14 protein-coding genes are annotated in these 19,608 nt (G+C 70.4%); 7 read left to right on the top strand and 7 right to left on the bottom strand.

The features are described 5' to 3' along the window. Nucleotides 1–7 precede the first annotated feature (7 nt). From ACQP1K_RS19630 to ACQP1K_RS19620, 3 genes are all read left to right on the top strand, one after another. Entirely contained in the window at nucleotides 8–1,219 is a 1,212-nt protein-coding gene (locus ACQP1K_RS19630; RefSeq protein ID WP_433497166.1) for an MFS transporter, read from the top strand. A gap of 77 nt (nucleotides 1,220–1,296) precedes the next feature. Beyond that, nucleotides 1,297–2,865: an MFS transporter gene (locus ACQP1K_RS19625; RefSeq protein WP_433497165.1), complete on the top strand. Its 1,569-nt coding sequence runs from the start codon at nucleotides 1,297–1,299 to the stop codon at nucleotides 2,863–2,865. Nucleotides 2,866–2,889: 24 nt separating this feature from the next. Further along, on the top strand, nucleotides 2,890–3,549 hold the full coding sequence (locus tag ACQP1K_RS19620) for a TetR/AcrR family transcriptional regulator (RefSeq protein ID WP_433497164.1): 660 nt from the start codon (nucleotides 2,890–2,892) through the stop codon (nucleotides 3,547–3,549). Between the two features lie 239 nt (nucleotides 3,550–3,788). Here the strand turns inward: ACQP1K_RS19620 and ACQP1K_RS19615 are convergent, their stop codons facing one another. Genes ACQP1K_RS19615 through ACQP1K_RS19600 form a run of 4 tightly spaced genes read right to left on the bottom strand, consistent with a single transcriptional unit; the run spans nucleotide 3,789 to nucleotide 7,962 of the window. Then, complete coding sequence (locus ACQP1K_RS19615) at nucleotides 3,789–5,525, bottom strand: NAD+ synthase (protein WP_433497163.1); 1,737 nt, start codon at nucleotides 5,523–5,525, stop codon at nucleotides 3,789–3,791. 9 nt (nucleotides 5,526–5,534) lie between these two features. Further along, nucleotides 5,535–5,720, bottom strand: a complete 186-nt coding sequence (locus ACQP1K_RS19610) for a hypothetical protein (RefSeq protein WP_433497162.1) — start codon at nucleotides 5,718–5,720, stop codon at nucleotides 5,535–5,537. Beyond that, nucleotides 5,717–5,842, bottom strand: coding sequence for a hypothetical protein (locus ACQP1K_RS19605; protein WP_433497161.1), 126 nt, complete (start codon nucleotides 5,840–5,842; stop codon nucleotides 5,717–5,719). The genes ACQP1K_RS19610 and ACQP1K_RS19605 overlap by 4 nt, the downstream gene beginning before the upstream one ends. 53 nt (nucleotides 5,843–5,895) lie before the next feature. Then, nucleotides 5,896–7,962: a sensor histidine kinase gene (locus ACQP1K_RS19600; protein WP_433497160.1), complete on the bottom strand. Its 2,067-nt coding sequence runs from the start codon at nucleotides 7,960–7,962 to the stop codon at nucleotides 5,896–5,898. A 215-nt stretch (nucleotides 7,963–8,177) separates the two neighbouring features. Between ACQP1K_RS19600 and glnA (ACQP1K_RS19595) the strand changes: the two genes are divergently transcribed. The 3 genes from glnA (ACQP1K_RS19595) to ACQP1K_RS19585 all read left to right on the top strand — a co-directional run bounded on the left by glnA (ACQP1K_RS19595) (nucleotide 8,178) and on the right by ACQP1K_RS19585 (nucleotide 13,912). Beyond that, entirely contained in the window at nucleotides 8,178–9,539 is a 1,362-nt protein-coding gene (gene glnA, locus ACQP1K_RS19595) for a type I glutamate--ammonia ligase (protein ID WP_433497159.1), read from the top strand. A 15-nt stretch (nucleotides 9,540–9,554) separates the two neighbouring features. Next, nucleotides 9,555–12,554 carry a bifunctional [glutamine synthetase] adenylyltransferase/[glutamine synthetase]-adenylyl-L-tyrosine phosphorylase gene (locus tag ACQP1K_RS19590; protein WP_433497158.1) on the top strand — a complete coding sequence of 1,000 codons (3,000 nt, stop codon included), beginning with the start codon at nucleotides 9,555–9,557 and terminating at the stop codon, nucleotides 12,552–12,554. A 167-nt stretch (nucleotides 12,555–12,721) separates the two neighbouring features. After that, nucleotides 12,722–13,912, top strand: coding sequence for a hypothetical protein (locus tag ACQP1K_RS19585; protein ID WP_433497157.1), 1,191 nt, complete (start codon nucleotides 12,722–12,724; stop codon nucleotides 13,910–13,912). A gap of 11 nt (nucleotides 13,913–13,923) precedes the next feature. Here the strand turns inward: ACQP1K_RS19585 and ACQP1K_RS19580 are convergent, their stop codons facing one another. Next, nucleotides 13,924–14,133, bottom strand: a complete 210-nt coding sequence (locus ACQP1K_RS19580; RefSeq protein WP_433497156.1) for a hypothetical protein — start codon at nucleotides 14,131–14,133, stop codon at nucleotides 13,924–13,926. Between the two features lie 970 nt (nucleotides 14,134–15,103). Here ACQP1K_RS19580 and ACQP1K_RS19575 point away from each other — a divergent pair. Continuing rightward, nucleotides 15,104–17,044: a DUF222 domain-containing protein gene (locus tag ACQP1K_RS19575; RefSeq protein WP_433497155.1), complete on the top strand. Its 1,941-nt coding sequence runs from the start codon at nucleotides 15,104–15,106 to the stop codon at nucleotides 17,042–17,044. Nucleotides 17,045–17,298: 254 nt separating this feature from the next. On the opposite strand, the gene ACQP1K_RS19570 is transcribed toward ACQP1K_RS19575, so the two are convergent. After that, nucleotides 17,299–17,778 (bottom strand): nucleoside deaminase, encoded by a 480-nt coding sequence (locus ACQP1K_RS19570; RefSeq protein ID WP_433497154.1) that lies wholly within the window; start codon nucleotides 17,776–17,778, stop codon nucleotides 17,299–17,301. Between the two features lie 400 nt (nucleotides 17,779–18,178). Then, a complete protein-coding gene (gene glnA / locus ACQP1K_RS19565; protein WP_433497153.1) occupies nucleotides 18,179–19,603 on the bottom strand; it encodes a type I glutamate--ammonia ligase in 1,425 nt (474 codons plus the stop codon). Nucleotides 19,604–19,608 lie beyond the last annotated feature (5 nt).

Raw genomic sequence — 19,608 nt, 5'->3', positions numbered from 1 at the left:
AACCAGGATGGCGATTGAACCTTACCGTCGGGTGCTGGCACTGCCCGGCGTGCGTACGCTGCTGCTGGTCGGCCTGGCCGCCAGGATCCCGCTGACCGGCACGGGCATGACGCTCACCCTGCATGTGCTCGACACGCAGCGGCTGGGGTTCTTCCAGGCGGGCCTGGTCGGCGCGATGAGCATGCTGGGGACCGCGGCCGGCTCGCCGCTCGCCGGCCGGTTCGTCGACCGGCACGGCCTGCGGCCGGTGCTGGCCGGCACCACGCTCGCCCAGCTGTGCTTCTGGTGCGCCGCCCCGGCCCTGCCGTTCTCCGCGCTGGTGACGGGCGCGCTGGTGGCCGGGGTGTTCAGCCAGCCCGTCTTCGGCGTGATCAGGCAGTGCCTGGCCGCGATGGTGCCGCCCGAGCGGCATCAGACCGGGTTCGCCCTCGACTCGATGGCCGTCGAGGTGTCGTACATGGTGGGTCCTGCCATCGCCGTCGCGTGCGTGACCGCGTTCTCCAGCACCGTCACGATGTACGGCGTGGCGGCAGGCCTGGTCGGCTCGGGGGTGGGGCTGTACCTGCTGAACCCGCCCATCAGATCGCCGGAGGAGTCCGTCGCGGGGGAGACGGCGGTGCCCAGGCGGCGGTGGCTCAGGCCGGGCCTGATCACGCTGCTCGGCGCGGTGTCCGCGCTGACGTTCGTGCTCACAGCGACCGAGCTGTCGGTGGTCGCGATGCTGACGGCCGGCGACGCGACCGCCTGGATCGGCCTGGTGCTCGCCGTGTGGTGCGCCTACTCGCTGGTGGGCGGCTTCGTGTACGGCGGGCTGTCGCGGGGGCTGCCGCCGCTGGTGATGATGGGCGCGATGTGCGTGCTGACCGCGCCCGTCGGGTGGATCGGCGGGCCGTGGTGGTGGCTGTTCGCCACGCTGCTGCCCGCCGGGGTGCTGTGCGCCCCGGCGCTGTCCGCGACGGTGGATGCGGTGAACCGGCGGGTTCCCGCCGCCGCGCGGGGCGAGGCCATGGGCCTGCACGGCACGTTCCTGACCGTCGGCGGGGCCTGCGCCGGCCCGGTGGCCGGCGGCCTCCTCGACGCGTACGGCCCGGCCTGGGCCCTGGCGGTGGCGGGGGTGGGGGGAACGGTGCTGGTCCTGATGGCGATGCCGTTCCAGCGCGGACCTGCCGCGCCGGCGGGCCGTCCACAATATGAAACGGTCCCGTTGCGTATCGAATAGGTTAAGCGCTACGCTCCCGTTGCGAAACTCACTCGTATCGAAATCTCGTACGCACGTAAGGAAGTAACGGGGGTTACATGGACTCGCAAACCGGGCACCCACGCCGATGGCACATCCTCGGCGTCATGGTGTTCAGCCTGCTGGCCGTCGTGCTGGACAACACGATCCTCAACGTGGCGGTCAAAACGATCGCCGACCCGGTGCACGGCCTGGGGGCCACCCAGAGCGAGCTGGAGTGGGCGATGAACTCCTACACGCTCGTGTTCGCCGGTCTCCTGTTCACGTTCGGGGTGCTGGGGGACAGGTACGGGCGTAAGCGGATGCTCCTTGTGGGCATGGTGCTGTTCGGCCTCTCCTCGCTGGTCAGCGCGTACGCCCAGACGCCGACACAGCTCATCGGGGCACGGGCGCTGATGGGCCTCGGCGGCGCGGCCATCATGCCCGCCACCCTGGCGATCATCTCGAACGTCTTCCCCGTCCACGAGCGGGGCAGGGCCATCGGCATCTGGGCGGGCGGCGTCGGCATCGCCGTGGCGATCGGGCCGATCACCGGGGGTCTGCTGCTCGAGCACTTCTGGTGGGGCTCGGTCTTCCTGGTTAACGTCCCGATCGTGCTGGTCGCCGTGTGGTTGATCACCATCGTGGTGCCGGACTCCAGGCACCCGGACAAGTCCGGCCTCGACCCGATCGGCGTGCTGCTGTCCATAGCCGGTCTGGTCAGCCTCGTCTACGGCATCGTCCGGATCAGCGACCTGGGCACGGTCGCCGACGTCTCGGTCGTCGTCCCGTCGCTGGCGGGTCTGGCCGTCCTCGCGGTGTTCGTCTGGTACGAGCAGCGGATCGAGCACCCGGCCTTCGACGTCCGCCACTTCCGCAACCCGGCCTTCACGACCGCCATCTCCAGCGTCGGCCTGGTGTTCTTCGCGGCGATGGGCGTCATGTTCTTCATGGCCTTCTACTGGCAGATCGTCCGCGGCTACTCGCCGTTGGAGTCCGGCGCGCTGGTGCTGCCGTTCGCGATCGCCCAGCTGATCTTCGCGCCGCGCAGCGCGCGGGTGGTCGAGAAGTACGGCGCCAAGGCGGTGGGCACCGCGGCGATGGCGGTGATCACCCTGTGCCTCGCGGCGTACGCCCTGGTGACGGTGGACACCCCGGTCTGGATGCTGCTGGCGCTCGGGTTCGTCCAGGGCACGGCGATGGCCAACATCATGCCTCCGGCGACCACCGCCATCATGAACGCGCTCCCCAGGGAGAAGGCCGGGGTCGGGTCGTCGATGAGCAACGTCGTCCGGCAGGTCGGCGGCACGCTGAGCATCGCCGTGCTGGGCGCGGCGCTGTCCGCGGTCTACCGGAACGACATGGAGGCCAGGGTGAGCGCCCTGCCCGAGCAGCTCCGCCACGCCGTGTCCGAGTCCATCTCGGGCGCCGCGGGCGTGGCCGGTCACCTCGGCCCGGACGGCGCGAGACTGATGGACGCGGCCAACCACGCGTTCGTCGAGGGCATCCACTGGGCCGCCCTCGTCTCCGCCACGGTGGCCCTGATCGGCACCCTCGTGGTCGTCCGCTGGATGCCGGGCCGTACGGCTCCGGAGGCGGCGCCGCCGGTGGTACCGGAGGCGGAGCGGCAAGAGGCCGTGGTTGGATGAGGACGGCGATAGTGTGAACGGGCGATGAAGATGCGGCAGACGGCTGAAGGCGCGCCCCGTCCGGCGGGCCGCCCGCGCAGCGAGAAGGCGGAGAGGGCGATCGTCGACGCCACCCTCGACCTGCTGGGTGAGGGCATCGGCGTGGTGGAACTGTCCATCGAGTCGATCGCGGCCCGCGCGGGCGTCGGGAAGACCACGATCTACCGGCGCTGGTCGAACAAGGAGGACCTCGTCGTCGACGCGCTGGCGACGCTCAAGCCGCCGATACCGCCGCTGGCCGGCCTGTCGGTACGGGACGACCTGGTGGCCTATCTCCGGGTGCTCCGCGACGAGTCGCGCCACCAGCGCACCCGCTGCATCATGAACATCGCCATGAGCGACTCCGAGCGGCATCCCCGCCTGGCCGAGCGGTTCCGGGAGATCGCCCTCGAACCGCGCAGGGCCGCACTGCGCGGCGTCCTGCGCCGGGGGATGGAGACCGGCGAGCTGCGCGCCGACCTCGACGAGGAGATGGCCATGGCGATCCTCTCCGGCGCCATGATGTGGTACACGAGGTGGAACAGGTCCGGCCCGGAGCCGCCCGAGGACGTCGCCGAGCGCATAGTGGACGAGGCCCTCCTCGGCTTCCGTCCCCATTCCCCCACCTCACCCCCACCCCCACCCCCACCCCCACCCACGCCGTGATCTTGTAGTTTCTCGCAGGGATGGTGGCTGAACTGGCAGTACGCCTCTCGTGATCTTGCAGTTCCTCGCAGTGGGCGACCCTGAGCTGCGGCGGAACTGTTCGTGATCTTGCACTGGCGGATCCGGTGCAAGATCACGGAAGGCGTCCGCCCGGGTCATCGCGGGTTCATGCGAGAAACTGCAAGATCACGCGAACGGTATGCGCAGGTCACAGGGCAGGTGTGCGAGCAAATGCAAGATCACGCGGGGGGGTGGGGGTCGCGCCACCGGTTGGTGATGGGCAGGCGACGGTCCCGGCCGAAGTTCTTCGAGGTTATCTTGGGGCCCGGCGGATATTGACGGCGCTTGTACTCGGCCAGGTCGACCAGCCGGAGGATGCGCGTCACCAGCCCGGGATCGTGGCCGGCCGCGACCAGCTCGTCGCGGCCCATGTCCCGCTCCACGTAGTCGCGCAGCAGCGGGTCGAGCACGTCGTACGGCGGCAGCGAGTCGGTGTCGAGCTGATCGGGCCGCAGCTCGGCGCTCGGCTCCTTGGTGATCGAGTTCTCCGGGATCGGCGGATCGCCCGGCTGCGCGTTGCGCCACTCGGCCAGCTTCCAGACCAGGCTCTTGAGCACGTCCTTGATCGGCGCGAAACCGCCGGCCGAGTCGCCGTACAGCGTGGAGTAGCCGGTGGCCAGCTCGCTCTTGTTGCCGGTCGTCAGCACCAGGTGCCCGTGCTCGTTGGACAGGCTCATCAGCAGCATCCCGCGCACCCGTGCCTGGAGGTTCTCGGCGGACAGGCCGCTCAGCTCGATCTCCTTCTCGAAGGCCGTGACGATGTCGGCGATCGGCACGACGCGTGCGTTCAGCCCCTGGCGGCGTACGAGATCCTCGGCGTCGGTGATCGAGTGGTCGGAGGAGTAGCGCGACGGCATCAGCACCGCGTGGACACGTGCGGGCCCGATCGCGTCTGCCGCGATCGTCGCGGTCAGCGCGGAGTCGATCCCGCCGGACAGTCCGAGGATGACCGAGCGGAAGCCGTTCTTGACGACGTAGTCGCTCACCCCGAGGACGAGCGCCTGATAGATCTCGGCCAGGTCGTCCAGCCGCTCGGCGATCACCGGAGGCTCCGGCCGGTACGGTTTCACCGGCGCGGCGGACAGCACCCGCCGCAGCACGGTGATCTCGCTGCCGTCGCGCAGGCCGATCGGCGGATCGCCGGGCTCGCCCGTGCCGCAGGGTAGTTCGAGGTCGGTGACCAGCAGCTCCTCCTCGAACCGCCGGGCACGGGCGACGAGCTCGCCGGCGGCGTCCACGATCAGCGAGTCGCCGTCGAAGACCAGTTCGTCCTGGCCGCCGACCATGTTCACGTACGCGAGCGCGCAGCCCGCCTCCCTGGCCCGCCGCGCGCACAGCTCCAGCCGCGCGTCGTCCTTGTCCGTCTCGTACGGCGAGCCGTTCGGCACCACGAGCAGCCCCGCGCCGGCCTCGGCGACGACCGAGACCGGGCCGCCCTCCTGCCACAGGTCCTCGCAGATCGCGATCGCCACGTCGATCCCGTGCAGCCGGAAGATCGGTAACCGGTTGCCGCGTGCGAAGTAGCGTTGCTCGTCGAACACGCCGTAGTTCGGCAGGTGGTGCTTGGCCGACCGCATCGCCACCTCGCCCTCGTACAGGACGCCGGCCGCGTTGAGCGGCCTGCCCCCGGCACCGGTCCTGTCGAGGTGGCCGACGACCACCGGCAGGCCGCCGAGCCCGTCGGCCGCCAGGCGGGCCGCGACCTCCGACAGCGCCGACAGCGACGCCTCGACGAACGATGAGCGCAGCACCAGGTCCTCGGCCGGGTAGCCGGTCAGGAACAGCTCGGGGAAGACGACCAGGTGGGCGTCGCGCTCGGCGGCCCGCCGGGTCCATTCGACGAGCTTGTCCGCGTTGCCGGTGATGTCGCCGACGACGGGATTGGTCTGGGCGAGCGCGATGCGAAGTTGAGCCACGAATCCACCCTAGGTCGTCCGAATTATTGTCGTCAAAGAGACGATAAGTCCAGCTCGGGTGCCGGCCGTGCCGGGGCTTACCCGGCCCTTCTCGTAGGCGAGGACCACGAGGTGCACCCGGTCGACCGGCTCTGGCCGCCGCAGCAGGTTCATGATCTCGTCGGCTGTCTCCTGCTCCGGCACGCCCAGTGTCATCCGCGCGCCCCCCCGGCCACGATCAGCCGGGCGAGCACGGTCTGCTGTCGCAGTCCGCCCAGATCGAGCGTCTCGCCCGCGGCGATCACCTCAGGAGGCCCAAGAGCACGAAATATCACCATCGCATGGGTAAGCGTACGGCTCGTTCAGCCGCGACGCGGACCTGATCCCGGCGTCAGGCGGCCAGTGGGAAGCGGGCCTCCACGACCGTGCCGCCGGTGTCGGGAGAGCTCACCACACAGCTGCCGCCGAGCTCGGCGGCCCGTTCCCGCATCGACGACAGGCCGATGCCGGCGCGCACGCGGTGTGACAGACCGATGCCGTCGTCGGCGATCCGGACACGCAGCTCGCCCCTCCCCGCAGTGCCGTCGGCGTGGTCGGTGTCGACGCCACCGTGGGCGCCGCCCTGTCCGCGTCGTTCCGCCGTGATCGTCACCCGGGTGGCCCGCGCGTGCCTGCGGATGTTGTTCAGCGCCTCCTGCACGATGCGATAGACGGCGACCTCCACGGCCGCCGGCAGCCCGGCCATCTCGTCGCCGGCCCGCACCTCGACGCGTGCGGCCCCGGCCTGCCCGGCCGGGAGCGTCTCCTCGGCCAGGGCGCGTACGGCTCCCGCCAGGCCGAGGTCGTCGAGGGCCGGCGGCCGCAGGCCGTAGACCAGCTCCCTGATGTCGCCGGCGACCGCGTCCATGCCCGCCCGCAGATCCCGCAGCAGGGTGTCGGCGGCGGAAGGAGAGCGGGTGAGGCTCATCCTGGCCATGTTGAGCGTCATGGCCATCGCGCCGAGGGTCTGCCCGAGCCCGTCGTGCAGGTCACGGCGCAGCCGCCGACGCTCCTCCTCCCGGGCGGCGAGGATGCGCTCACGCGAGCGCTGCAGGTCGGCCGTCATCCGTACGGCGTGGGCCACGTCGGCCACGTGGGGGAGCAGGGTGGCGATCACCCGTTCGTCGTGCGCGGTGGCGAACCGCCGCGTGCCCGGACTGCCGACCAGCAGGAGCCCCACCGGCTCGCCGTGCCAGACGAGCGGGATCCGCCTGGCGTCCGGACCGAGCCGGCCGGATTCGACGTACCGCGGCCGTCCGTCCGGGATCTCGACCGCCACGCCGTCGACGGCCAGGCCGTCGCGCACCACCGTGACCACCGCGGACAGCGCGTCGGCCGGGTCGGCCCGCCGCACCTCCTGCGTCAGCCGTTCCGCGAGCAGGGCCGGGTCGCCCACCTTGCCGTACAACGCGCGGTCCATCATGCGCTGCAGGGCGCGGCGCAGCGGCTGGAAGAACGCACCGGCGAACAGCGCCGCGGTGAGCCCCGCCACCTGGTGGTAGTCGGAGACCATGAGGCCGGACAGGGCGCCCACCCCGAAGTAGACCGCGCTGATCATGGTCAGCAGCCCGGCGGCGATGAAGGTCCGGCTGATCACCGTGTCGATGCCGTACAGCCGATGACGCAGCACGGCGAACAGGATCGCGAACGGGATCAGCGCCGTCCACAGCGTCGCCGGAATCCACCAGTCCGGGCCCAGCAGATAGAACACGACATACCCGGCGAAGACGGTGAGTGGCCAGGCGATCTGCCGCCGCGTGACCGGGCCGGCGTGGCGCAGCCGCAGCGCGAGCGAGGCGAGGGCGGCGACCACACAGAAGCGGGCGAGATACTGCAGGATCAGCCGCGTCGTCGAGTAGTAGGGGAGGAGCCCATCGACCCCCAGCGGGTTGTGGATCACCTTCGGCCAGAGGTACTGGCCGGGGTCGGGGTCGGGCCGCAGCAGGCCGAGCCCGACCTCGGCCACGTAGACCGCGACACTCAGCACGACGAGGGAAATCCAGCGGCGCGAGGGCAGCCGGCCGGTGGGCGAGCAGAGCGGGACCATGATGGCCAGCAGCAGGCCGGCCACCGCCCGGCACACCAGATGGACCGCCCGGGCGGCGATGGCGGCCTCCATGTCGTCCTGTGCGGCCCAGTGGAACGTGAGCGCGGTGAAGGCCACGTTCCCCGACGCCAGCAGGCCGCCGAAGCAGATCAGCCAGGCCGTACGGAACCGCGGCCGCTGGGAGACCAGGAACGCCCCGGTGACCGGGAATGTGAGCGCGGCGCCGAAATCCGGCGTCAGCGGCGGCCTGGGCTGCCACTCGGCGGGGATCCGGAGCTGGACGGTGATTCCCACGACCGTCAGGACCAGTGCCGCGGCGGCCATCACCCACGCGACCGCGCGCGCGGGGAAGACCGGCGGATTCTTGTCCATAGTGGATGGATTATGCACTGGAGCGTTACATTCCACCCAATGAACGCCGCCGTACCGCGGTTCGGTCAGCGGCGGCCGGCACTGCCGGGCCGGGCACGGATCAAGCGGCCGGCTGCGGATCGAGGAGGGCTTCGTAACCCGCGTGAAACACACGGCAGGCACACTGGTAGGTGACCTGACGTGTGATTTCCCGATGATTTTCCGAGAGGTACGTCTTGGACCGCCAGCAGGAATTCGTCCTCCGCACGCTCGAAGAGCGGGACATCCGGTTCATCCGGCTGTGGTTCACCGATGTGCTCGGTTTCCTCAAGTCCGTGGCGATAGCGCCCGCCGAGCTGGAGGGCGCCTTCTCCGAGGGCATCGGGTTCGACGGGTCCGCCATCGAAGGCTTCTCCCGGGTGTACGAGTCGGACATGCTGGCCAAACCCGACCCGTCGACGTTCCAGATCCTGCCGTGGCGCAGTGAGAACCCGGGCGCCGCCCGCATGTTCTGCGACATCCTCCTGCCGAACGGGTCGCCGTCCCACGCCGACCCGCGGTGGGTGCTGAAGCGGACGCTGGCCAAGGCGGCCGACATGGGCTTCACCTTCTACACCCATCCCGAGATCGAGTTCTTCCTGCTGAACGGCAGGCCGGAGAAGGGCGAGCGGCCGGAGCCGATCGACGACGGCGGCTACTTCGACCACACCCCGCACAGCGCGGGCCACGACTTCCGCCGCCAGGCGATCATGATGCTGGAGTCGATGGGCATCTCCGTGGAGTACAGCCACCACGAGGGCGCCCCCGGTCAGCAGGAGATCGACCTGCGCTACGCCGACGCGCTGACCACGGCCGACAACATCATGACCTTCCGCCTGGTCATGAAGGAGGTCGCGCTGGAGCAGGGCATCTGGGCGTCGTTCATGCCCAAGCCGTTCACCGAATACCCCGGCTCGGGCATGCACACCCACATGTCGCTGTTCGAGGGCGACCGCAACGCCTTCCACGAGGCGGGCGCCGACTACCAGCTCTCCAAGACCGGCAGGTCGTTCATAGCCGGACTGCTGAAGCACGCCGCCGAGATCACCGCCGTGTGCAACCAGTGGATCAACTCCTACAAGCGGCTGTGGGGCGGCGCCGAGGCGATCGCCGGAGCGGGCGGCGAGGCCCCCTCCTACATCTGCTGGGGCCACAACAACAGGTCCGCGCTCGTCCGGGTGCCGATGTACAAGCCGCACAAGGGCGCCTCGACCCGGGTCGAGTTCCGCTCGCTGGACTCCTCGTGCAACCCCTATCTGGCCTTCGCGCTGGTCCTGGCGGCCGGGCTGAAGGGCATCGAGGAGGGGTACGAGATGCCGCCCGAGGCCGAGGACGACGTGTGGGCGCTGACCAGCCGGGAGCGGCGCGCCCTCGGCATCCAGCCGCTGCCGCAGTCGCTCGACGAGGCGATCTCGACGATGGAGCGCAGCGAGCTGGTCGCCGAGACGCTGGGGGAGCACGTCTTCGACTACTTCCTGCGCAACAAACGGGCCGAGTGGCGGGAGTACCGTCGCAGGGTGACCCAGTTCGAGCTCGACCGCTATCTGCCCGTCCTCTGAGGTGGGCGCGTCGAGGTGAGCGCGGGTCCGCGGTTCCGTACGACGGCCGGGCGCCTGGCCGCGCTCGGCTTCGCCGACGGCGCCAGGGCCGAGCGGCTGCTGCGGGGTCTCGGGCCGTACGGTCCCGGACCGGAGGGGGCCGGCGATCTCGAACTGCTCGACGACCTCGCGGCGGCGGCCGACCCCGATCTCGCGCTCACCTCGCTGAGCCGTCTCGTGGATCGCGACCCCGGCATGCCGGCCGAGCTGCGCGCCGACGCCGGTTTGCGCCGCAGGCTGCTTCGCGTGTTCGGCCTGAGCGCCGCCCTCGCCGAGCACGTCGTACGGCACCCGGCCGACATCCGGCGGCTGGCCGGATCCGGCGGCCGTACGACACCGCCCGGCGAGGAGCTGCTCCAGGCCGTCGAGGCCGCCTCCGATCCCCTCGACGCGCTGCGCGTCGCCTACCGCGGCAGGCTGCTGCGGCTCGCCGCGCGGGACGTGATGGGCGAGGTGTCGCTCGTCGAGGTCATGGCGGAACTGGCCGATCTGGCCGGCGCCGCCCTCGACGCCGCTCTCGCGATCGCCCGCGCCGAGACCGAGGACGCCGGCGACGTCCGGCTGGCCGTCATCGGCATGGGCAAGTGCGGCGCACGCGAGCTCAACTACATCTCCGACGTCGACGTGATCTTCGTGGCCGAGCCGGAGGAGGGCGTCGACGAGACCCACGCGCTGCGGGTCGCCACCAGGCTCGCCCAGTCCCTGATGCGGGCCTGCTCGGCGAGCACAGCCGAAGGGGCCCTGTGGGAGGTGGACGCGGGCCTGCGGCCGGAGGGCAAGATCGGCCCGCTGGTGCGCACGCTCGACAGCCACCTGACCTACTACCGCCGCTGGGCGAAGACCTGGGAGTTCCAGGCGCTGCTGAAGGCACGCCCGGTCGCGGGCGATCTGGAACTCGGCCACGCGTACGTCGCCGCCGTCGGCGAGCTGGTCTGGCAGGCGTCGGCCCGGGACGGCTTCGTCGAGGACGTGCAGGCGATGCGCCGCCGCGTGGAGGCCCACGCGCGTGGTCACGCCCCGGCGGGCGAGGCCGAACGGCAGATCAAACTCGGTCCTGGCGGGCTGCGGGACATCGAGTTCGCCGTGCAGCTGCTCCAGCTCGTGCACGGCCGCGCCGACGCCCGGCTGCGCCGCCGCGCCACGCTGCCCGCGCTGGCCGCCCTGTCCGGGGGCGGATATGTGGGGCGGGACGACGCCAGGGCGCTCGCCGAGGCGTACACCTTCCTCCGCCGGGTCGAGCACCTGCTCCAGCTCCACCGGCTGCGCCGTACGCACGTGGTGCCAGCGGCCGAGACCGAGCTGCGCCGCCTCGGCCGGGGTCTCGGCATGACCGCCGATCCGGCGGGAGAGTTCACCGAGACATGGAAACGGCACGCCCGCCAGGCGCGGCGGCTGCACGAGAAGTTGTTCTACCGGCCGCTGCTCCAGGCGGTCGCCCGGCTGCCGGAGACCCAGGCCAGGCTCTCTCCGGAGGCCGCGGCCGCCCGCCTGGAGGCGCTCGGCTACGCCGACCCCGAGGGCGCGCTGCGGCACATCGCCGCGCTGACCGGCGGCCTCTCCCGGCGTGCCGCCATCCAGCGGACCCTGCTGCCGGTCATGCTCGGCTGGTTCGCCGACGCGCCCGACCCGGACGCCGGCCTGCTGGGCTTCCGCCAGATCAGCGACAGGCTCGGGTCGACGCCCTGGTATCTGCGGCTGCTGCGCGACGAGACCGCTGTGGCCGAACGCCTCGCGCACCTGCTCGGCACCGGCCGCTATGTGACCGGGCTGCTGCTGCACGCGCCCGAGGCGGTCGCGATGCTCGGCTCGACCGCCGAGCTCGCCGTACGGCCCGCCTCGGCGCTGGCCGCCGAGGCCGCGGCGGCGGTCGGCCGGCACGGCGCGGACGCCGAGGGCGCGGTCACCGCGGTCCGCGCGCTGCGCAGGCGGGAACTGCTGCGTACGGCATGCGCCGACCTCACCGGCCTGATCGATGTGGGGGAGGTCGGCCGGGCCCTGTCGTCACTGAACGACGTGACGATCCAGGCGGCGCTGGACGCGGCGCTCAACAAGGTGGCGGACGGCGCCGGCCTTCCCACCAGGATCGCGGTGATCGCGATGGGCCGGCTCGGCGGCCTGGAGTGCTCCTACGGCAGCGACGCCGACGTCATGTTCGTGCACTCGCCCGTGCTCCCCGGGGAGGGGACGGGGCTCTCCCGGGGGACGGGGCCCGCCGCGTCCGAACGGGACGCGGCGGAGGCGGCCCACGCGGTCGCGGAGGAGATGCGCAGGCTGCTCGCGCTCCCGGCCCCCGACCCGCCCCTGTACGTCGACGCCGATCTGCGGCCGGAGGGACGGCAGGGCCCGCTGGTACGCACGCTCGCCTCCTACCGCGCCTACTACGGCCGGTGGTCGTCCCACTGGGAGGCCCAGGCGCTGCTGCGCGCCCGGTTCTGCGCCGGGGACGCGGAGCTCGGCCGCGAGTTCATCGACCTCGTCGACCCGCTGCGCTATCCGGTGGGAGGCGTCGCGCCCGATGCCGTACGGGAGATACGCAAGCTGAAGGCGCGAATGGAGGCCGAGCGGCTGCCCCGCGGGGCCGATCCCAGCGTGCACACCAAGCTCGGCCGGGGCGGCCTGGCCGACGTCGAGTGGACGGCCCAGCTCATCCAGCTCCGGCACGCGGGAGCCGTACCGGAGCTGCGGACGACCCGGACGATCGATGCGCTGCGGGCGGCGGCCGGGGCGGGTCTGCTCGACGAGGCCGACGAGGCGGCGCTCGCGCGGGCCTGGCGGCTGGCCTCCCGGGTCCGCGACGCCATCATGCTGGTGCGCGGCCGGGCGGGGGACAGCGTCCCAGCGGTGGTGAAGGAGCGCGCCCTGATCGCGCGGGTTCTCGGATATCCGCCGGACGGGTCGGAGGACTTCCTCGACGACTACCGGCGGGTGACCCGCCGGGCCCGCACGGTGGTGGAGCGGGTCTTCTACGAGGACTGAGTTCCTGTGACCCGGTTTCCATAAGTGCCGGGTCTCTACAGGGACCGGGTTCCTGGGAGGGCCGGGCCGAGGCTGGGCCGCGCGGCGACCGCGCCGGTCAGGCACTTCCATGCCGTTCCGATCGAATCGTTGCCCGCGCGCCGGGCGACGGTGTATCAACGGTGCGGGTGATCGCTTTGATCTCGTATTACGCGGATCTCGCCATCGGTCTCGTGCTGGCCTTCCTGCTGCTGTCGCTGCTGGTGAGCGGCATCAACGAGGGCATCGTCAGGCTGCTGGCGATTCGCAGCAAGTTCCTGTGGGCGTACCTGCGTGACACGTTCGACGGCGCGGAGAAGCCGGACGGCGAGTCGCCGCCGGCCCGGTTCCTGGACCGGTTCCTGCGGTCGTTCAAGGGGCTCGGCCACCGGCTGCGTGCTCCCCTGATGGAGCTGCTGCCGCCGCCGGCGCAGGGGCGTTCGCGGCTGCCGGCGAGCGTGCTGGGGGTCTTCGCGCGGCTGCCGTTCGGCAGGGACCCGCGGCCGCGGTTCAGCCCCGGGCCCGCGCCCGCGGACGGGGGCGGTGCCGGTGAGTCGCTGTCCGGCGGGTCGCTGACCGATCTCCTGCACGAGCGGCTGCGGGAGATCGACCACGGTAAGCGCGGTAAGACCACCATCGCCGACATCCCGCCGGTCCGGTTCGCGGTCGCCGTGATGGAGATCGCGACCGAGCACGGCGGGGTCGAGGCGCTGATGAGGGACCTCGACCGCATGAAGAGCCCGCTCTACCGGCCGCTCAAGGCGGTCTGGGACCGGGTGGAGCACGACGCGGAGTCGTTCCGCCGCGGTGTCGGCGAGTGGTTCGACGGCGAGATGGAGCGGCTCAGCATCCTCTACCGGCGTTACGTCCGCTGGGTCGTGGCCGTGCTCGCGGTCGCCGTGACGCTGCTGTTCGGGGCGGACGCCCTGGAGTACGGCAAGAACCTGCTGAGGGACAACGCCTACCGGAGCGGGGTGAGCGCCTTCGCCCAGTCGGGGCCGGAGGCGCTCGCCCCGATCACGCGGGAATGCGGGCCGGAGCAGGACGCCTACGCCTGCGTGACCGACGTGTTGAGCACTCCCGCTTTCGTGAAGATCTTCGCCAACGCGCCCGTCAGCGTGACGATGGGCGAGGGGGGTGGAGACGGCGGGGATGGTGACGGCGGGCCGGCCTGGGTGTCGAACTGGGGCGGCTGGTGGGACCGGCTGTCGTCGCCGGGGCACTGGCCCGGCTTCCTCGTCACGGCCCTGGCACTGCTGTTCGGCGCGCCTTTCTGGTGGGACTTGCTGCGTCGCATCACCGGCCTGCGCTCCCGCGGCGTCGGCGGCGCGGAAAAGTAGGGGAGGCGGTGTCAGTCTCCGGTGACCCCGTCCGCGGCGCGGATATCGTCAACAGGGCGGCGACCGGGGGCGACACCGACGTGCCGGTGGAGCGGCAGCATGGCGACGACATCGACGTGATCACCGGGTGTCGGCAACTGGTCCCGGCGGCCCGCGGTGACCATGGCGTTCGCCGAGGTTGACGGCGTGTGGACGGGCGCCTCGCTACGTTCTCGCCCCACCCGCGAAAGTTCCTCGCAGGCTCGGAACTTCCGCGGGGCCCGGGAGATCGCCCGTGGGCTGCGCTACAGGCTCCTCCTCGGCCTTGCGATGTATCCATCTGGATCCACGCTCGCGACGGACAGCACGTTGAAACTCTCCCCAGAGCGAGGGCGGCCGACGCTGAAGATCGTGAATGATCAAAGCCACACTCCGCTTAACTCCCCAGAACCATAATTTCGGGCATAACAGAGCATTGAAGTAATTGACATTTTTCTCTCATAATTATTTGTGAATCAATCGTGGAGAGGTGTTGTCATTTCGGGGTTGACGTGAGATTATTCAGACAGGTTTTCGAGAATGCGGTCCACGAGAGGAGGGGTGATGGAGTCCGCAAAGCCGCTAAATATGGACAAACTATTCGATCGCGATTTGCCGCGGTCCGAGACTCCACCCCTGCTCGGAGCCGAATGGTGGGCCGAAATCAAGGCGGAAGCCGCAGCGCGTGCTGCTGCCCGTTCCTCCTACGACTCGACGCGTTCTTCGTCGTGGCCCGGCTGGCCGGCGGTGTCACGCCGCGTTTTCATGGACGGTCCGGGCCATACGTCCCCCAGCGTCATATCCTCAGACGGCCGATCCTCCACGGGCACACCTCCAAGCGCCACCTCACTGATCGATATGTTTCGCACCGGTGGCCCTGTTTGGTCAGGTCGCTCGGGTGCGGCTGGTTTGGATGCGGCCGGCTCTGGCTTCCGTACGGCTACGGGGGACGCAGAGTCCACCGGCGAGGCTTCCGCCATCACATCCCGGAATGGCGAGTGGCCCGCTGATGCGGGCACTGGTGGCGCGGCTCGTAGGGTCGGCGGCTCCCAGGCACTCATCGACGATGATGGCGACGATTCCCGTCGGCGGCGCACTTCAGCAACCGCGGATGCCCTTTCCGGCGGTTCTTCAGGTGTTTCGGCGGACGGTCTGAGCGATAGGTCTGCGGACGTGGACGGGGCGTTGTCGTGGCCGTTGGTGAGCCAGGTGCGTGAGGCTGCGGTGGCGGTGGCGGTGACGGTAGTGCCGGATGCGCCGGAGGTGTGTCTGGCGCAGGTGGAGGAGTTGGCGTTCGCGCGGGATCGGCTGGAGGCGGCGATCGCTCTGCGTGCCGGGCGGGTGCATGCGGCCGGGGCGGCCCGCCAGGGCGGGCATGCCTCGACGCGGACGTGGTTGCGGTCGGTGTGCGGGATGAGCAGGCGGACGGCCTACCGCACGGTGGCCCTGGGCATCGAGCTGGCACGCCTGCCTGAGGTGCGGGCACGGTTCGCGTCCGGGAACCTGGCCGAGGGGGTGGTGGCGGCGATCTGCGCGGCCACCACCGGGTTGAGTGATGAGGATGCGGCCAAGGCCGAGGCGATCCTTTTGGAGCTGGCGGATTCCGCCGGGCCGCAGGAGATCGCCAAGGCGGGGCGGTATCTGCGGGCGGTGCTGGACCCTGACGGGGAGATCAAGGACGCCGACGCCGACTACGACGCCCGGTTCCTGCTGCTGCGGGAGACCGACACCGGTGGGGTGGAGGGGGAGTTCCGTCTGCCGCGGGAGGCCGCCGCCCGGCTGCGGGCGCTGCTGGACGCCTATGCCAAGCCCAGGGCCCAGGGGGATGACCGGCCGCTGCGGGTCCGCAATGCCGACGCGCTGATCGCGCTGCTGGAGCAGCAGATCACCACCGAACTCCTGGTACTGGTCAACGCCGACTCCCTCCCCGACGATCCCCCAGCGGACGGTGGCTCACCCCCATATGGCGCTGCCTCCGGCAGTGGGGCGTCCAGTGATATCCGCTCGGGGGATAACGCGTCCGAAGGCAGTGACTGCGAATTCGGGACATCTGACGCCGACGCCTCCGATGACCGTGCTCGCGGCGACGATGTGGCCGAAGACTGCGACGTTGACGGCGAAGAGTCCGGCGATCCCCCAGCCGGTGACCTTCTCTGTCCTGGCGGTGACCTCGAACCCCTGGACTTCGAAGACCTATCCCCAGACCACGGACAGGTACAAGACACCGGTGCCGGCACCGGCGAGGAGCCCATCGCGGGAACCGTTACCGGGACCGGTGCGGGGGCCGGTGAGGGCGATGACGCCCTGAACACTCCAGTCTCCGGTGCCGGCACCGGTTCGCCTCAGACCGGCTATGACCGGACCGGCCACGCGGCTGGGCGAGACGGGGCTGGACCGGGCGGTACCGGCCAGCAGACAGAGCCGGGAACGCGCCCGCCCGACACCCCAGCATCGGCCGACACCGGGCCAGGCCGGTATGAGCCGGGCACGGCGAATCGGCTCGCCGATCGTGACCCCACAGACCACGAGCCCATGGTCACCGAGCCCATGGTCACCGAGCCCATGGTCACCGAGCCCATGGACGCTGGGCGGATGGACGCCGGTGGCGCAGGCGCCAGGCCCATAGATACCGGGGACGTAGGTGCCGGGGGTGGCGGGTTCGGAGCCGGGGACTGGCGGTGGCAGTCGGTGCTGCGCACCCTGCCCGGGCTGCTGCTGTCGACCGGGCACCTGCTGCCGATCACCGACGTCCACCGCCTGGCCCGCACCTCCACCCTGGTGCGCCTGGTCATGAACGCCCAGGGACAGGTCCTGGACATGGGCCGCAAGACCCGGTTGGCCACCCCCGCCCAGCGCCGTGCCGTCCAAGCCCGCTACGACACCTGCTGGGTGAAAGGCTGCTCACTTCCGGTGAGCATGTGCCAGGTCGACCACCTCGACAACTGGAGCGAAGGCGGCCGCACCGACCTGGCCAGACTCGGCCCCGCCTGCCAATTCCACAACCGCGACCGCTACCTGCACCCCGACCGCTACCGACGCCGCCAGATCGGCCCCGACCGCTGGGAATTCACCTACATCGGCCCCTCACCCACCAGAAAACCCCGACGTGCATGATCGACCACATGGATCACGACCAGCATGTGGGGATAAAGGGACGGGACCGGTGACGGTTGGCGATGGCAACGAACGCGATCCCATCGACCGGCATCCACGCGACTACCGAGCCGTGTCTCTCATGGCACGGACACGGATTCTGACGCGCGGGCGGATTCCATCGCAGACACCGTCAGCGCGGTCCTTCGATCGTCGGCCCGCTGAGCTCCTGACCGAACCGAAGATCCGTTTCTGGTTGGCGGCAGCTGGCACGTTCAGCGCGCGGAGTAGAAGCGTCGATGCAGGGCGCGTACCTGCTCGGCCAGTTCGGGAACGGGACCCTCCACCACGACGCCGGGGGCGACCTCCTGGATCGGCAGCGGCCGAACGGGAGCCGCGGGGGCACCCAGCTCGGCCAGCCAGGACACGAGCTGCCCGGCAGAGCTCGCGTACACGATGCGGCCCAGGCCCACCCAGGCGTGCGCGGCGGCGCACATCGGACAGTGCTCGCCCGAGGTGTAGACCGTAGCGGCGGCACGCTCCTCAGGTGTCAGGTTCGCCGCGGCCCAGCGTGCCAGCGCGAACTCGGGATGCCGGGTCCGGTCCCCGCCGGCGACCCGGTTGCGGTCCTCGGCCAGCGCGGTCCCGTCCGCCCCGGCCAGTACGGAGCCGAACGGCTCGTCGCCGTCCGCCAGAGCCTCAGCCGCCAGCTCCACGCAACGGCGCAGATGCCGCAGTTCAGCCTCTTCCACCACGAACGTCTCCCGAAGCCGATCTTCAGCCCAACCTTGAAGGACAGGCTACGACGTGCCTGCCCGAACGTCCTCAGGAGGACCCTCGGGCCTGTGTCAAAGCCCGGTCGGAGCCGTTCGTCGATCGCGGCGATGGGGATCGTGGCCGCATGGCGCACAGCGAGCCCGTCATCTCGCATGGCGTCGACCAGGCGTCCGCACTGTGGGGACGACACTGTGGGGACGACACGGTGGCGAGTTCCCCGTCCATTCGCCGGGTGGCCGGAGCGCATCGCTGCGCCCCGGCTTTGTCAGAAGTCCCGGCTCTGTCAGAAGTCCCGGCTCCGTCGGCGTCGGGCGTTCCGGCCTTCCCGGGTCGGTTGTCTGGAAGACCGGCCGGGCCAGGTAAAGGCCCGGGTGCCTGCTACACGTCGTAGTAGAGCTCGAACTCGTGGGGGTGCGGGCGGAGGCGGATCGGGTCGATCTCGTTCGCGCGCTTGTAGGAGATCCACGTCTGGATGAGGTCGGGGGTGAACACCCCGCCTTCGAGCAGGTACTCGTGGTCGGCTTCGAGGTGCTCCAGCACCTTGTCCAGCGAGCCGGGCACCTGCTCGACGCTGAGCGCCTCCTCCGGCGGCAGCTCGTACAGGTCCTTGTCGATCGGCTCCGGCGGCTCGATCTTGTTACGGATGCCGTCCAGACCGGCCATGAGCATGGCGGCGAACGCGAAGTAGGGGTTGCACGACGGGTCCGGCACGCGGAACTCGATGCGCTTGGCCTTCGGGTTGCTGCCGGTGATCGGGATGCGGATGCAGGCCGAGCGGTTGCGCTGGGAGTAGACCAGGTTGACCGGGGCTTCGTAGCCGGGCACCAGGCGGTGGTAGGAGTTCACCGTCGGGTTGGTGAAGGCGAGCAGCGACGGGGCGTGCTTGAGCAGGCCGCCGATGTAGTACCGCGCCATGTCCGACAGTCCGGCGTAGCCGACCTCGTCGTAGAACAGCGGCTCGCCGTCCTTCCAGAGCGACTGGTGGCAGTGCATGCCGGAACCGTTGTCACCGAAGATCGGCTTCGGCATGAACGTGACGGTGTGACCGTGCTGCATGGCCGTGTTCTTGACGATGTACTTGTACAGCATCACGTTGTCGGCGGTCTTGAGCAGCGTGCCGAACCTGAAGTCGATCTCCGCCTGGCCGGCGGTGCCCACCTCGTGGTGCTGGATCTCGGTCTCGATGCCGGCCTCGATGAGGTTGCGTACCATCTCCGAGCGCAGATCGGTGAAGTGGTCCATCGGCGGGACCGGGAAGTATCCGCCCTTGTAACGCGGCTTGTAGCCCAGGTTGCCGCCCTCGGACGCCTTGCCGGTGTTCCAGGCTCCCTCGACGGAGTCGATGAAGTAGTAGCCCGCGTTGGCCCGGGTCTCGAACCGGATGTCGTCGAAGATGTAGAACTCGGCCTCGGGGCCGAAGTAGACGGTGTCCGCGATGCCGGTGCCCCGGAGGTACTCCTCGGCCTTCCTGGCGACGTTGCGCGGGTCGCGGCTGTAGGCCTCCCGCGTGAGCGGGTCGTGCACGAAGAAGTTCAGGTTCAACGTCTTGTGCTTGCGGAACGGGTCGACCACGGCCGTGGACGGGTCCGGCAGCAGAAGCATGTCCGACTCGTGAATGGCCTGGAAGCCGCGGATCGACGAGCCGTCGAACATCAGGCCGTCGGTGAAGACGTTCGCGCCGAAGTTCTCGACGGGGAAGGTGAAGTGGTGCGTCGTGCCGGGCAGGTCGGTGAACCTGACGTCTACGAACTGCACCCCCTCGTCCCGGACGAACTTGAGGACGTCGTCGGCGGAGTTGAACACTCTCG

Origin of the sequence: Sphaerimonospora sp. CA-214678 (assembly GCF_050942215.1) — a bacterium.
GTDB lineage: Bacteria > Actinomycetota > Actinomycetes > Streptosporangiales > Streptosporangiaceae > Sphaerimonospora.
The sequence above is the reverse complement of the archived record's forward strand: the minus strand, read 5'-3'. Positions and strand labels throughout refer to the sequence as shown.